The following is a 14,858-nucleotide window of genomic DNA, read 5'->3' as shown; positions in this document are numbered from 1 at the left end:
CCCTCCAAACGCGCTATTATACTTCAAGTTCTTTCGTTTGAATTAAATAGCGCATAACTTCAATTACAGCTACATATAAATCTTCTGGAATCGTCTCATCTTCCTCGACTTGATAATATAAAGAACGAGCGAGCGGACGGTTTTCCACCATTGGTATTTCTTGTTCACGGGCAAGCGTTCGTATATATAATGCGAGCTCATCTTCCCCTTTTGCAACGACAATAGGCGCCGCATCAACTTGTTTATTGTAACGAAGCACCACTGAAATATGCGTCGGGTTGTTCACAATAAACGTTGCACCATCCATCTTCTTCGCGATTGTCCCTTGCAAGATAGCATGCATAAAGTTTTTTCGTTTCCCCTTTACTTGCGGGTCCCCTTCATTATCTTTATGCTCCCTTTTCACTTCTTCTTTTTTCATCTTAATATCTTGTTCGTACTCCCATTTTTGATAAATGAAATCAATAATAGAAAGAATGATTAAAATAATTAAAATGGCTAAAAAGATAAATTTAATTTGGCTAATAATTTCAGTAAGTGACGCTGTCCAGTTAAATCCAATCATACTAACAATCTTCTCTAAATTCTTTTTAAAGAGAACGTACGAAACGTAACCGATTAATCCCATATAAAACAGTGATTTCAAAATATCTACTAAACTTTTACGACTAAACAATCTCGTAAAATAGTTTTTCGGATTAATACGTGATGCTTTCGGCTTAAGTACTTTAGAAGAAAATAAGAAACCGACTTGAATCATATAATTGAATAAATGAAAAGCGTATACGAGTATTAATATAGGAGCTGATACTTTCAGAAGTAATATGCCCATTAAATAAAAATACTCGGTCGAATCTGTATTTTTTCCAATTTGATCAAACAGCACCGCTACGGAATTCGCAATCTCAAAACCGAGCCAATCTCCGAAGAAGTAAACGACAACTGCTAATACAAGAATGGAAAATAAATTATTTAAATCTTTACTCCGGGCGATATTCCCTTCTTCACGCGATTTTTTACGCTTCTGCGGGGTGGCCTTTTCTGTTTTATTATCCTTTGCCATGCGCGTCCCCCTACTTCGTTAAGAAAAAGTTAAATAGTTTCGTATACTCTTCCAGTAATACGTCTGTCATATTTTTAAACACATAACCGAGCATCGGTACACTCATCGCAATAAACAAAATACCACACGTTATTTTAATTACGTACGCATTCATAAAAACGTTTAATTGCGGTGCATTTTTTGCGATTAAAATAAGGACGAAATTAATAATGAATAGACTGCCCATAAGTGGCAAAGCAATTTCAACCGCTGATGTAATTGCAAATAATAACGTTGCGAGTAGACTATCTAAAAAACTAGTCGTCAACAATTTTGAAATCGCCTCCGTATATTGAAACGACTTTAAAATCGTGGCAACGAAATAGTTAATGCCGCCCAGTGAAATAAAAATAATAAGAAAAAATATATCAAAAATTGTTGATAGCAAAGTGGACTGTGACCCTGCATTTACATCAAATAAACTCGCCTGTGATAAACCGATATCAAAGTCTAAAATATGCCCTGCCATTTTCGGAATGTTCCACAGCATCTCTACAATTTTTGAAAGTGATAATCCAATTACAATTTGCGTTCCTGCATAAGCTGCTACATCCCAAACTGTCTTTATGTGAGAGACATCCACTTGATCTGCCACTGTAATCGAAAGAGCGAGTCCAAATGTAACCTTTGCCATCGCCGGAATTGATCGACCTGAGAAAAACGGTAGAAAATATAAAAATGAAGTAATGCGACAAAACGCAAAAAACGTCGCCGCCCATAATTCCATATTCATTTCAGTTCACCTATCTTAGTACGAACGCAATAGCGATGGGATTTTATCAAATAAATCTAAAATAAGCATCGTTAACTCTTGAAACATCCACGGACCTAAAATGATAATAACGAGTACAATACTCGCCATTTTCGGTAAAAACGTCAGCGTTTGCTCTTGAATTTGCATCATCGCCATAATAACGGCGATAATAATAACGACAATCATACTTACAACGGCAATCGGCATTAAAATCATAACCCCTTTATAAAAAAAGGTTTGGAAAATATCTATAATTGGTGACGTATTCATTTATATGACTCCTATCACATAGCATCAAACGCTTCAGGCGACCGTTTTAAACATAATATCGACGATTTTTGTATATCCACCTAAATATACGAAAACAAGTATTTTAAATGGTAAACTTAAAATCATCGGCGGTACCATCATCATCCCAAGGTACATTAAAAGTGTACTAATAATTAAATCAATAAAGACAAACGCTAAATAAATGAACATCCCTGTAAGTAACCCTTTTTGAATTTGCGTTAACGTAAAGGATGGCACAAGCGTAAACAATGAAAGATCCTTTAAATCTTTCGGCAACTCTTCTCCACGCACTTTCAGCATCATTTTCAAATCATGCTTATACGTATGCTTCGACATATAATCTTTCATAATCGGAGCTGTCGTTTCCGCAGCTTGACTTACTGTTATTTTTTCTTTCGTCATCGGGTCCCACACATCACTCTTTAATTGACCAAGCACTGGCTGCATTGTAAACAGCGATAAAAATAATGCGAGTCCAACAAGCACTTGGTTCGGTGGTAAATTCATAACCCCAAGCCCTTGACGAGTAATCCCAAGAACAATCATAAAATAAGTAAAATGCGTAAATAAAAGAACGATAGAAGAAGATAATGATAGAAGGGTAACGAGCGCGAATAGTTGTACACTTGAATTACTCGTAAACTCTTTTCCATTTTCGAAATTAATAAAGCCGTTCGGGGCTGCATACGCTGGATTTACAAAAACAAATGAAAAAATAATAGAAAATGCGAAAATAACGGCAAATAACGATAACTGTTTCTTTATTCTCATGATGGATCCTCTACTTTTTTCGTTTCACTCTTCACCGCGTCTTCTAGCGCTTGTTGAAACTGATTTCCTGTTCCTGTTAATTGCACAGATTGTACACCATTATTACTTATAACAGTAAACACTTGCTTCCCGTCCACTTCAAATAAAAAGGCGCTCGTTTGATGATTTAAATAAACACCGTCTTTCACTTGAATATGGCCGTTTTCACCTTGCTTAAAAAACTGCTGTTTGCGCGTCTTTTTCGTCATATAATATGCGCCATAGCCGAGCGCACCAAACAGTAAAACGACTTGAAATAAGGTCGTCATATACGACATATGACTCCTCCTCTACTCTTTATCCTGCATTTGATTTTGTGCCTTCATAAGCGCCGCGTGTTTCTTGTCAGCTTCAATTTCAGAAATAATAATGCCAAACTTCTCGTCCATTACTATTGCCTCACCAATACCGACTTTCATATCACTTAAATATACATCTACTTTATGTCCTAAATTTTTCTCTACTTCAAGAACATCGCCAACTTTTAATTGTTTCACATCGCCAAGCTGAATCGATGACTTCCCAAGCTTTACACCAAGTTCAATCGAAATATCCGAAACGGTATCAATATGCGCTTTACCTGCTTCATTTCGCTTCCCTGCAAATTCTTCTAATCCCATTAATGACACAGGAGATACTTCATGCTTCATATGGATCCTCCTACTCTATAAAACTTTTAAATAGGAGCGCCTTACGCGTTCCATCTTTCCCGATAAAACAATTAAATTTATGCTTTCCATCTACATAACCACGTAGTTGGTCTGAAACCTTTGTATGAAGCGGAATAATATCGCCTTCTTCAATTTTCTCAATCTCACCAATCGTCATCTTTTGCTCACCAATCGCAACGTGAACAGGTTTGTACACTTGATTTACTTTCACTTCTACTTCAGACGTATACTTTTTACGCTTATCCGAAGAATGTTCGACAATATTTTCAGACGTTAACTTATCCATAATTTCTTCAACAGATAAGAACGGAATACCGATACGAACTGTCGTATTCCAAAACTCTGTTTTCATATTTACATTCAGTAATGAAATAATATCGCTTGGCGTTGTAATCTTCAGCGCATTCGGATCTGTCTCCGTCGTTACAAACTTCGGTTCAATCGCAACAACGCTTTCAAATGATTGCTCTAAATTTTTACAAAGAAGCAAGAATATATTATCAAGCGTTAAAAACTCAAACGCCGTTAGCGGTCTGCGCATCGTAAAGTTACGCTTACTATCTCCGCCAAGCCAGCATTCATGAATATATATAACGAACGCTAAATCAATCTCAATAACAATTTCTCCAAGCTCTGGTAAACCTAGATCTATCACGCAATATAAATAATAATCTTTCGGCATTTTCTCTACATACTCACTCGTAAATGGAACTTGCTCAACGGCCGAGGGCTCTAGTTCAATTGGAATACGCATACGAGCTGACAACGTCTGTGACGTCTGCTTTCCAAATGTAGACGCAATCGCCTGCAAACTACGTAAATGTTCAACACCAAACTTCTCTGGTCTATTAAAATCATACTCTTGAAATTTATCTTGCTTCCCTGCTTCTTGTGCGAAAGCTGGCATTTCCTCGCCTTCATTTACCGCCTTCAGCAGGGCATCAATTTGCTCTTGGCTTAATTTTTCGCCACTCATGACAATCCCCTTCCCTACCTTTTCAATTCAACGATTTCAACGTACATTTTCCCATTCTTCGTCAAAATCTTTCCGGTTCCAATCTCTTCATTTTCAAGCATAAGACGCACCGTATTTTTCGTTGAATTTTCAAGACGATACAATGTACCTTTCGTAATATGAAGCAGATCTTCAATTTTCTTTTTCGTATTTCCGATTTCAAAATAAATTGTTAACGGAATATCATCTTGTAATTTCAAATCTAGCCAACTCCCATATCATGTTCACGAAAATTTCATGTTCTCTCTATATATGAAATTTCTTATTTTGAAACGTCGATATTTAATATTTTTTTAATATATCCTTGCGTTTCTTTAAATGGCGGTACGCCTCCGTATTTTCTCACATTACCAGGACCAGCATTATAAGAAGCAAGCGCCAATACTAAGTCACCGTTATTTTTCTTTAAATAACCACTTAACTCTTTCACGCCGCCTTCAATACTTTCAGCTGGTGAAAATGGATTTTTTATACCCATCTCTTTCACATTCGCTGGCATAAGTTGCATAAGCCCCATCGCCCCTGCATGTGACACCGTTTTCGGATTAAAATTAGACTCCACTTCAATCATTTTTTGAATTAACGTTTTCGGAATTCCATATGTACGACTAGCGCGATCAATAATATCCTCATACTTACCTTCATTGGAAGAACGTATTTTTTGAATATTATACTTCTTCGTTAATCCCCACGTATCAGCAGCCTCATTTTTCGTTTCTGGGAAACGTCGTTCAAACTCTTTTTGTGCGACTTGCACTTCATCTACTTTCTTCGTTTCAGCTTTCTCCGTCTCCTCAGGCTTACTCGCTTCCTCTACTCTATTAATAGATTCTTCCGGTTTATTAACAACCGTTTCTATTTTCGTAGATTGTACCGGCTGACTCATATCCTCTACTTTTGCCGGCTCTTTAGCAACTTTCGACTCCTTCGCAGGTTCACTCTGCAATTGATCTTGAAAACGACTACTAACGAACGCCTGCGGACTACTTAACTTTTGCTGAATTTGTCCTTTTTTATATGCAAGAACTTCTTTTACTATATTTCCAACTACCATAATATCACCTTTTCGGTAAACAAAGATAATCTAATATTAGAGTTTTTTTAAAAAGTTTGCAATAATCCTTTTAATAATATTTTAATAAAAAAATGAATAGATTGTTAAACTGTTATTTTTTTATATTCATTAATTCGAATTTTTAGTTGACACCCGTTGTAGCAAGGATTACAATAAATCTCGAAATCGATTTTTTCGCATATTACCGTTTTTCAATTTGCAGAAAAGTCAATATAAAAAAATGGGGGTTCTTAACATGAGAATCAATACAAATATTAACAGCATGCGTACTCAAGAGTACATGCGCCAAAACCAAGCAAAAATGAGCAACGCTATGGACCGTTTATCAAGCGGTAAACGTATCAACAACGCTTCTGACGATGCGGCAGGTCTTGCAATCGCAACTCGTATGCGTGCTCGTGAAAGCGGATTAGGAGTAGCAGCTAACAACACACAAGACGGTATTTCATTAATCCGTACAGCTGATTCAGCAATGAACTCAGTATCTAACATCTTACTTCGTATGCGTGACCTTGCGAACCAATCTGCAAATGGTACAAATACATCTGAGAACCAAGCAGCTCTAGATAAAGAATTCGGCGCATTAAAAGAGCAAATCAATTACATCTCTACAAACACTGAATTCAATGATAAAAAATTATTAGATGGTTCTAATGAAACTATTGCAATTCAAACATTAGATAACGCTGATGAAGGTAAGAAAATTGATATTAAATTAGCAAACGTGTCTACAGCATCATTAAATATTGATAAACTAACAATTGGTGGCGCAGCACAAAAAACAATTGATGATGTTGCAGGCAAATTTACTGCACTTTCAACAACAGCTACTACTGACAAAGCTACTTTAAAAACTGAAGTTGATGCTGTTATGAAGGAATTCGATAAAGTTAAAGGATCTATGTCTGCAGCAGATGCTAAAGTGGTAACTGATAAATTAGCAGCCTTCAATACTGCGGCTGCTGGTGATGAAGCTACAGCTGCAAAAGCTTTAGGTGGTGCATTTGATAAAACAAAAGTAAATGTTGCTAATCCTAATGCTGCTGTCGCTGCAATTGACTCTGCACTAGAAAACATTGCATCTAACCGTGCAACTCTTGGTGCTACATTAAACCGTCTAGACTTTAACGTAAACAACCTTAAGAGCCAATCTTCTTCTATGGCTTCAGCTGCTTCTCAAATCGAAGACGCTGACATGGCGAAAGAAATGTCTGAAATGACTAAGTTCAAAATCTTGAACGAAGCTGGTATCAGCATGCTTTCTCAAGCAAACCAAACTCCACAAATGGTTTCTAAATTATTACAATAAGCCATTTGAGTTAGTTTCATGAATAAACCTCTCTGCTTGCGGAGAGGTTTATTTTTTCTATATAGACAGATTTAAAGACTTTTTTTTAGCCTGGAGAGAAGCTCCAGCCACATTTAGAAGCGGTCAGGGCTTATTTTGGCCTCGTCCCGTGTATGAAAACAAAAAGATAAAGTTGGGCATAAGTCCTTTTTTCTTTTCATAGCCATTTATTTGCTTTAGAACACTGACTATATCAATCTATAAGGAGTGTCCATTATGCGTATTGGTACGAATGTTTTGAGTATGAATGCTAGGCAGTCGTTGTATGAGAATGAGAAACGTATGAATGTTGCGATGGAGCATTTGGCGACTGGTAAGAAATTAAATAATGCTTCTGATAATCCCGCTAATATTGCGATTGTGACTCGTATGCATGCGAGAGAAAGTGGTATGCGTGTGGCAATTCGTAATAATGAGGATGCGATATCGATGCTTCGTACAGCCGAAGCTGCCCTTCAAACTGTGACGAATATTTTACAACGTATGCGTGATTTAGCCGTTCAATCTGCGAATGGTACAAATTCTAATAAAAACCGTGATGCGCTGAATAAAGAGTTTCAATCTTTAACAGAACAAATTGGCTATATTGGTGAGACAACTGAGTTTAATGATTTATCTGTATTTGACGGACAAAACCGTCCTATTACGTTAGATGATATCGGTCATACAGTAGATATCACGAAATATATTCCCCCTTCCCCTACACAACATGACATCAAGATTTCAACAGAACAAGAAGCAAGAGTGGCGATTCGTAAAATTGGAGATGCTTTACAAAATGTATCACTTCATCGTGCTGATCTTGGCGCTATGATAAATCGTTTGCAATTTAATATGGAGAATTTAAATAGTCAAAGTACAGCGTTAACCGATGCTGCTTCTCGAATTGAAGATGCAGATATGGCGCAAGAGATGAGTGATTTTTTAAAGTTTAAATTGTTAACTGAAGTTGCACTTAGTATGGTTTCACAAGCTAATCAAATTCCGCAAATGGTTTCTAAGTTACTACAATCTTAACCTTTAAAATTATTAAAATAACTCCATAAAAAATAAAAAGCGGGATACATAGGTGCTATGTATCCCGCTTTTATATCAATCTATCCTTTATAAATAATATCCTCCGCTAAAGAAGTAAACATTTCCCCAACAAGCGAGTCTTCATCATATACACATGAGCCTTTATTCTCTTCACGTTTTGCAAACGGTATTTGAGCGATTACTTCTGTTTGCAATTGTTCTGCTAGCATCTCGCCCCCACCTTTGCCGAAGAGATAGTTTCTTGAACCATCTTGTTCTTCGTAATATGCCATATTTTCAACGATACCTAAAATATCGTGTTTCGTATGTTTTGCCATTACTCCTACTCTAGAAGCGACAAATGAAGCTACACTATGAGGAGTTGTAACGATAATTTCCTTCGCTTGTGGAATCATCGCAGCGACATCAATTGCAACGTCTCCTGTTCCAGGCGGTAAATCAAGAAGAAGATAGTCTAATTCTCCCCAGTGCGTGTTCGCAAGGAAGTTTTGAATCCATTTGTTTAACATCGGTCCGCGCCACATTACTGGGTTATTCCCATCTGTAAAGAATCCCATCGACATAATTTTAACACCATGACTAACGACTGGAATTGCTGTTTGATCGATCATTGTTGGCTTTTCATTCGTTTCCATCATAGCTGGAATACTGAATCCGTATATATCTGCATCTAAAATCCCAACCTTTTTGCCCATACGTGCTAAAGCAGTAGCAAGGTTAATCGTCACAGTTGATTTTCCGACTCCTCCTTTTCCGCTCGTTACAGTAATAAAACGTACTCCTGAATCAGGCCGAAGCATACTAGGCATTCCTGTTTCTGTTCTAGCTTCTTTCTTTAAAGACGCTGTTAATACCGCGCGTTCTTCCGGTGTCATTGAGCCGAATGTTAAAGAAACTTTTGATGCCCCAATATTTCGAAGAGATTCTTCAATATCTTGTTGAATTTTTGCTTTCAACGGACAACCTTGAATTGTTAAAACTACTTCTAGCCCAACTTCTGTACCATTTATTTTTATATTTCTAACCATGTTTAATTCCACAATACTTTTGTGTAACTCTGGATCTTCTACGTGGCTTAAAGCGTTCATAATCTGTTCGTGAGTAATCATCATACACATTCCTTCCATTGTAATTATTTTACCTTGTGAAAAAAGTCTCCGCTTTTCCCACCCGTTTTTTGAACTAAATATGTTTCTTTCATGACCATCGTTTTATCAACAGCTTTACACATATCGTAAAAAGTAAGGGCAGCGATTGATACGGCCGTTAACGCTTCCATTTCTACACCTGTTTTCCCGCTGCATGTTATTGTTGCTCGTATGATCAACTCATAGCCATCGGTTTTCTTTTCATAATGGAACGTAAAGTCTGTCCCTTGTATTAATATCGGGTGACACATCGGAATAATATCCGCTGTTTTTTTAGCACCGATTATGCCAGCAACTTGTGCCACTTGAAGCGGGTCACCTTTTTTCAATCCACCACTTTGAATTGCCTCAAATAATTCATTTGATAAAGAAATTGTACTTTGCGCAACAGCTGTGCGTGTTGAAATGTCCTTTTGAGAAATATCAACCATTTTAGCTCTTCCCTCTTCATTCCAATGCGAAAATTCAATCATAATGATCCTCCTTATGCGATATTCAAATAGAAAGAATTAACCTCCACTTACAGGTGGGATAAACGCGATAGTATCTCCAGCTCTTACAATACCTTCGTCCGTTACAAATTCTTCATTGATTGCTACCATAACTTTTTCTAGCGTCTGTAAGTGATAGTTATCTTTCAGCCATTTTTTCAATTGATGAACAGTCATCTCTCGTTTTTCTATCATTACTAATCTCTCTGAACCGACTTCTTCTCGCAAATTTGCGAACAGTAAAATTGTAATCATTTTCTCATTCTTCTTTCTTTGGTTTTCCTTCTGGATATGGAGTATTTTCAAGTTGATCTCCAATCCACTCCGTTCCATCTTCCCAAAATTCTTTTTTCCAAATTGGGACGATTCTCTTTATACGTTCAATTGCGTATTCATTCGCTTCATAAGCTACTTTACGATGCGGCGACGATACTGCAATGACAACGGCAATATCCATTATTTCTAGTCGGCCTACTCGGTGCGTGATTGCTATTTTCGCATCCGGCCATTTTTTCTTAATTTCTTCTCCGATTTCAGTAAGCTTTTTTACTGCCATCGGTTTATAAGCTTCATACTCAAGATGTAACGTTCGTTTTCCTTTCGTTAATTCTCTAACCGTTCCAATAAAAGTTGTAATTGCTCCCGCTTCGCGTCTTGCTACTTTATCCGTTACTTCTTCAACTACAATCGGCGTATCTACAATTTCAAATCGTGCTTGTCCCATCAAAACCTCTCCCCACTTTACGTAATGTCCAAGGCCATTCACTACCTTCGTTATCTTCTAATAAGAGAACATCTACAAACATTCCTTTCTTATATCCTCTCGTTCCGCCTAGTAGTACGATAAAAACATTTGATTCCGCTAATGAAGAAACAGAACTAGATTTATCAAATCCTGATGGATAAGCGATTAGTTGTCCTTCGTTATACTGAAGCTTAGCTCGTACAAATCTTGTAAATGGATTCGGTTTTAGAAAATCTTCTCCGAGTATTGCCTTTTCTCGTTTTACATGTGGTTTTTCGCTAAACATATACGTCCGTATGCTAGGTTTTACAAATAACTCAAAGCCTACGTAACAAGCAGACGGATTACCTGATAATCCGAATAATAATTTTCCATTTAATTGTGCTACAGTTGTGACGCTTCCCGGCCGCATGGCTACTTTATTAAAAAGAACTGATGCACCTAATTTTTCATATATAGCTGGCAAATAATCGTAATCTCCTACCGAAACACCACCAGTTGTAATTAACATATCAACTTCGCTTAACGCTCTTTTCACTGCTTCGTAGCACGTATGAAAATCGTCACTAAACTTCCCGAAGTATTTTACTCTTCCACCTGCTCTTCGAATTTGAGACGATATCATATACGTATTACTATTTCGAATTTTCCCAGGTTGTAGTTCTTCATTTACATCGAGAAGCTCACTCCCAGTCGCTAATAGTCCAATGATAGGCTTTTTCGCTACTGGCACTTCGCTATAACCGAATGTAGCAAGAAGAGCTGAAATACCTGGATTAATGTAACAACCTCTTTTTGCGAGAACAGTTCCTTTACGCGCATCTTCACCTTGAAAGGAAATATTGTCCCCTTTTTTAAATGAGCGCCTCACTTCCATATAGCTTTTTCTGATATTCTCATATTGACGATGACGAGTCAGTTCTAGCATGACGACCGCGTTACATCCTTTCGGAATTTGTGCCCCTGTCATAATTCGAACTGCTTGAAATGCTCCTACTTCTTTATGAAATACGGAACCTGCTCCAATTTCACCGATGACTTCAAATACGATTGGATTCTCACGACTTGCTCGCGAAGTATCTTCTGCCCTAATAGCAAATCCATCATATGGTGAGCGGTCGAAAGAAGGCACATCGTGATCAGCTACTAAATCGTCTGCTAATGTACGTCCGTATGCTAATTCCAGTGGTACTAGTTCTTTTACACCATAATTAGCAAATTCCATCACTTTACGAACAGCCTCTTCAACTGTAATTGGCACTCTTCTTTCCATCATTACCAATCCCTTTCTATTAGCCTAATAACCGATAGTATAGTTGTTTCGCTTTTTGAATTTCATTCGTTCCATGAATAAATACACGCCCATCTTGAAAAATGACTATGCGGTAATCTTCTAGTTGGCAAGAGAGCAAATACGGATTCCGATCTACTTTCCCGTATTTTTTTAATACTTTTTCTAAATCGTCAAAGTTGTAATGACTATTATGCGCCGGTCTAATTTGAACTGTATTTCTTCCGCATAAAACAGCTGTCTTCGTTTGATTTTCGTAAGATAAATAAGGATAAGTTCTATGTTTTCCGCACGAAGGACAGTCTTCCGTTTTTATTTTTCCTAGTTTGATAGAATGATGTTGATTACTCCATATATCAAACATTAAAAAAGTTTTTCTAAGCGCTGCGTAATCTTCTACTAAAATTTTGAATGCTTCTGCTACTTGATAGGCAGCGACGATTTGAACAGCTGGACTAATGATTCCAACTGTGTCGCATGTCGCCCCTGTAACAGGAACACTTTTCAGCACACAATGTAAGCACGGTGTTTTCTTCGGAATAATCGTATAGCTCATACCATATGAGCCAACGCAAGAACCGTAAATCCAAGGAATATTATATTTTTGTGATAAATCATTAATCCCGAACCGAATATCGAAATTATCTGTTGCATCAATAATGACATCGACACCACCTAATAAAGCTTCCATATTATCTACTCTTGCATCCATGACAAGAGCTTGAATTTGTACTTCTGAATTAATTTTTTGTAAACGATTCTGTGCTGCAATTGCTTTTGGTAACTTTTCTATCGCATCTCGTTCAGCGTAAAGTTGTTGCCGCTGTAAATTACTCCATTCTACGTAATCACGATCAATAATCGTTAATTTTCCGATACCTGCACGTACAAATGACTCTGCACTTGCACTTCCTAATGCACCTGCCCCCACTATTAACACATGCTTATTTCGAATCTTCGCTTGCCCTTCTTTTCCAATAGGAGTGAACAACTGTTGTCGTGAATACCGTTCTATCATGAGGTATCCTTCCTTTCATTTAGAAAATCCGCTTCAATTACTATTATTTTTTCAATACATCTTCTTCGGTAGCACTTTGTTTCTGGTAACAAGAAAAATAAGCGAACCCAACAAATCCCGCTCCGCCAATTACGTTTCCGATAAAGACAGGTACAAAGTTTTTCGCAAGGTCCATCCATGTAAGATGACCAGCAAAAATAACTGCTGAAATGACAAACATATTTGCTACTACTTGCTGAAATCCAATTACGACAAATGCCATAATCGGAATCCAAATTCCAACAATCTTTCCGATTAAATCGTTCGTTCCGTATGCTAACCAAATCGCAAGGCAAACGAGCCAATTACAACCAATTGCTAAAATTAACGTTCTCCCGAAAGTTTCATGTAATTTATCTTGAGCTATCGCTATCGTTTTATTTAAATAGGCTCCTTCAGTAAGCCCGCCAAGATGACCGAAACAATACGCTACGAAAAGTGCACCTGCGAAGTTAGTTAAAGTGATCCACGCCCAATTGTTTAACACATGTTTCAATGAAATTTTCCGTGCATAAAGTGCCATAGACATTGACATCATATTTCCCGTAATTAATTCTCCCCCAGCTAAAACAACGAGTATCAGTCCAATAGGAAAAACCGCTCCTCCTATAAAATTGACTAAACTTCCCCATTGCTCCGGTACATTACCTAGAACTCGAATATTAAGTAAAAATCCTAACGAAATGAATGCCCCTCCTAAAAAACCAAGAATAAGCATTGCGGATAGCGGTTGCCTTACCTTTTGAACACCGGATTCAATCACAAGTGCCGCAATTTGTTCCGGTTTATGAAATGCCATAACCAATTCCTCCATTTTTCTAATCAAAAAAAGCAGCACCAAAAAACCTTAACATCGTAAGGATTTTTGAATGCTGCTTAATCTCTCTGCATATCTCTTACAGAAATATCAATCATCATTTTTACTATACTTATAGAAAGTGTACAAAACTTGCACATTTCCCACTATTTACGTTAACAAAGAGAATCCATATTCATAGTAGTTTCTCAGCCACCGATATGCGACATTTCAATTTTCGGCATTATTTTTTTATTCGTATCACTTAACCGTTCATCTGAATAACGGTCTGAACGATTATTCCAAATATCACGAATAACATTAGTAATCTCCTCATCCGTATATCCAGAGCGAAGTAATTCTTTAAGATCGTTTCCTTTAGAAGCAAACAAACATGTATACAATTTTCCTTCTGCGGAAATACGTGCTCTTATACATGATGAACAGAACGAATCTGTTACAGATGAAATAATTCCTATTTCTTCATCACTACCGATATAGCGATAACGTGTCGCAACTTCACCAGGATAGTTTGCTTCAATACGTTCAAGTGGCATAACTTTATGAATCATCTCTACTATTTCTTGCTTAGAAACTACTTCGCCTAATTCCCAGCCGTTAAAATTTCCGACATCCATATATTCAATGAACCGAAGGATATGCTTATTCTCTTTAAAGTACTCTGCCATCTGAACGATGTCTTGTTCATTTTTCCCTTTTTGAACAACCATGTTCATTTTAATTTTCATTCCGGCTTCCGCTGCAGCCTGTATTCCTGCAAGAACCGTTTTCACTTTACTTCTATTCCCATTTAAATAAGAGAATCGCTCTTCATTTAACGAGTCTAAACTAACTGTCACACGAGATAAACCCGCCTTATATAAATCCGGAGCAAATTTTTTAAGTAATGATCCATTTGTCGTTAAACCAATATCCTCTACTCCTTCAATTTCGTTTAACCGTTGTATGAGTTCAGGCAGGCCTTTTCGAAGTAAAGGCTCTCCCCCAGTAATGCGTAACTTTCTTACACCTAAAGAAACGAAAATACGTGTAATCCTTTCAATTTCATCAAAAGATAAAATTTTATCATTAGACAAAAAAGAATAATCACGACCAAATATTTCCTCCGGCATACAATATCGACAGCGAAAATTACAACGATCAGTAACAGAAATACGCAAGTCCTTTAAAGGACGATCCAATTTGTCTAATGTAACAGATTTCAT

19 protein-coding genes are annotated in these 14,858 nt (G+C 37.2%); 2 read left to right on the top strand and 17 right to left on the bottom strand.

Translation table 11 applies throughout. The features are described from left to right. Window positions 1-16: 16 nt before the first annotated feature. The 9 genes from flhB to JFU54_RS24535 all read right to left on the bottom strand — a co-directional run bounded on the left by flhB (window position 17) and on the right by JFU54_RS24535 (window position 5,697). Window positions 17-1,063, bottom strand: a complete 1,047-nt coding sequence (gene flhB, locus JFU54_RS24575; RefSeq protein WP_151304683.1) for a flagellar type III secretion system protein FlhB — start codon at window positions 1,061-1,063, stop codon at window positions 17-19. A gap of 10 nt (window positions 1,064-1,073) precedes the next feature. Further along, on the bottom strand, window positions 1,074-1,835 hold the full coding sequence (locus JFU54_RS24570) for a flagellar biosynthetic protein FliR (protein WP_001055697.1): 762 nt from the start codon (window positions 1,833-1,835) through the stop codon (window positions 1,074-1,076). Between the two features lie 15 nt (window positions 1,836-1,850). Further along, window positions 1,851-2,126 carry a flagellar biosynthetic protein FliQ gene (locus JFU54_RS24565; protein ID WP_002011993.1) on the bottom strand — a complete coding sequence of 92 codons (276 nt, stop codon included), beginning with the start codon at window positions 2,124-2,126 and terminating at the stop codon, window positions 1,851-1,853. 33 nt (window positions 2,127-2,159) lie between these two features. Further along, a complete protein-coding gene (locus JFU54_RS24560; protein ID WP_002126633.1) occupies window positions 2,160-2,918 on the bottom strand; it encodes a flagellar type III secretion system pore protein FliP in 759 nt (252 codons plus the stop codon). After that, window positions 2,915-3,235 (bottom strand): hypothetical protein, encoded by a 321-nt coding sequence (locus JFU54_RS24555; RefSeq protein WP_000121176.1) that lies wholly within the window; start codon window positions 3,233-3,235, stop codon window positions 2,915-2,917. Before JFU54_RS24555 ends, JFU54_RS24560 begins: the two co-directional genes overlap by 4 nt. 12 nt (window positions 3,236-3,247) lie before the next feature. Beyond that, on the bottom strand, window positions 3,248-3,607 hold the full coding sequence (gene fliN / locus JFU54_RS24550) for a flagellar motor switch protein FliN (RefSeq protein ID WP_002064660.1): 360 nt from the start codon (window positions 3,605-3,607) through the stop codon (window positions 3,248-3,250). Window positions 3,608-3,617: 10 nt separating this feature from the next. Continuing rightward, window positions 3,618-4,604, bottom strand: a complete 987-nt coding sequence (fliM, locus tag JFU54_RS24545) for a flagellar motor switch protein FliM (RefSeq protein ID WP_002064659.1) — start codon at window positions 4,602-4,604, stop codon at window positions 3,618-3,620. A gap of 14 nt (window positions 4,605-4,618) precedes the next feature. After that, window positions 4,619-4,843 (bottom strand): flagellar motor switch protein FliN, encoded by a 225-nt coding sequence (locus JFU54_RS24540; protein WP_000775712.1) that lies wholly within the window; start codon window positions 4,841-4,843, stop codon window positions 4,619-4,621. A gap of 62 nt (window positions 4,844-4,905) precedes the next feature. After that, on the bottom strand, window positions 4,906-5,697 hold the full coding sequence (locus JFU54_RS24535) for a lytic transglycosylase domain-containing protein (protein WP_201066685.1): 792 nt from the start codon (window positions 5,695-5,697) through the stop codon (window positions 4,906-4,908). Between the two features lie 256 nt (window positions 5,698-5,953). On the opposite strand from JFU54_RS24535, the gene JFU54_RS24530 reads away from it, so the two are divergent. Together JFU54_RS24530 and JFU54_RS24525 are read left to right on the top strand one after the other, a co-directional pair. Further along, on the top strand, window positions 5,954-7,027 hold the full coding sequence (locus tag JFU54_RS24530; RefSeq protein ID WP_097864567.1) for a flagellin N-terminal helical domain-containing protein: 1,074 nt from the start codon (window positions 5,954-5,956) through the stop codon (window positions 7,025-7,027). Between the two features lie 255 nt (window positions 7,028-7,282). Then, the gene (locus tag JFU54_RS24525) at window positions 7,283-8,083 is read left to right on the top strand and encodes a flagellin N-terminal helical domain-containing protein (RefSeq protein ID WP_201066678.1); all 801 of its coding nucleotides are present in this window, start codon (window positions 7,283-7,285) and stop codon (window positions 8,081-8,083) included. 80 nt (window positions 8,084-8,163) lie between these two features. On the opposite strand, the gene JFU54_RS24520 is transcribed toward JFU54_RS24525, so the two are convergent. From JFU54_RS24520 to moaA, 8 genes are all read right to left on the bottom strand, one after another. Next, window positions 8,164-9,216, bottom strand: a complete 1,053-nt coding sequence (locus tag JFU54_RS24520) for a P-loop NTPase (RefSeq protein ID WP_201066676.1) — start codon at window positions 9,214-9,216, stop codon at window positions 8,164-8,166. Window positions 9,217-9,236: 20 nt separating this feature from the next. Beyond that, window positions 9,237-9,725, bottom strand: a complete 489-nt coding sequence (moaC, locus tag JFU54_RS24515) for a cyclic pyranopterin monophosphate synthase MoaC (RefSeq protein ID WP_201066667.1) — start codon at window positions 9,723-9,725, stop codon at window positions 9,237-9,239. Between the two features lie 36 nt (window positions 9,726-9,761). Continuing rightward, window positions 9,762-9,998, bottom strand: coding sequence for a molybdopterin converting factor subunit 1 (moaD, locus tag JFU54_RS24510; RefSeq protein WP_201066660.1), 237 nt, complete (start codon window positions 9,996-9,998; stop codon window positions 9,762-9,764). A gap of 4 nt (window positions 9,999-10,002) precedes the next feature. Continuing rightward, window positions 10,003-10,467, bottom strand: a complete 465-nt coding sequence (locus tag JFU54_RS24505; RefSeq protein WP_201066658.1) for a molybdenum cofactor biosynthesis protein MoaE — start codon at window positions 10,465-10,467, stop codon at window positions 10,003-10,005. Further along, window positions 10,448-11,761, bottom strand: coding sequence for a molybdopterin molybdotransferase MoeA (locus JFU54_RS24500; protein WP_201067314.1), 1,314 nt, complete (start codon window positions 11,759-11,761; stop codon window positions 10,448-10,450). The genes JFU54_RS24505 and JFU54_RS24500 overlap by 20 nt, the downstream gene beginning before the upstream one ends. A gap of 19 nt (window positions 11,762-11,780) precedes the next feature. Further along, window positions 11,781-12,797, bottom strand: coding sequence for a molybdopterin-synthase adenylyltransferase MoeB (locus tag JFU54_RS24495; RefSeq protein WP_201066656.1), 1,017 nt, complete (start codon window positions 12,795-12,797; stop codon window positions 11,781-11,783). Window positions 12,798-12,840: 43 nt separating this feature from the next. Beyond that, window positions 12,841-13,635 (bottom strand): formate channel, encoded by a 795-nt coding sequence (locus JFU54_RS24490; RefSeq protein ID WP_201066654.1) that lies wholly within the window; start codon window positions 13,633-13,635, stop codon window positions 12,841-12,843. Between the two features lie 206 nt (window positions 13,636-13,841). Then, the gene (gene moaA / locus JFU54_RS24485; RefSeq protein ID WP_201066652.1) at window positions 13,842-14,858 is read right to left on the bottom strand and encodes a GTP 3',8-cyclase MoaA; all 1,017 of its coding nucleotides are present in this window, start codon (window positions 14,856-14,858) and stop codon (window positions 13,842-13,844) included.

The sequence above is a fragment of the Bacillus sp. TH19 genome, from assembly GCF_016651075.1.
Classification (GTDB): domain Bacteria; phylum Bacillota; class Bacilli; order Bacillales; family Bacillaceae_G; genus Bacillus_A; species Bacillus_A mycoides.
Note: the sequence above shows the minus strand (reverse complement) of the source record. Positions and strands in the feature narration are given on the sequence as shown.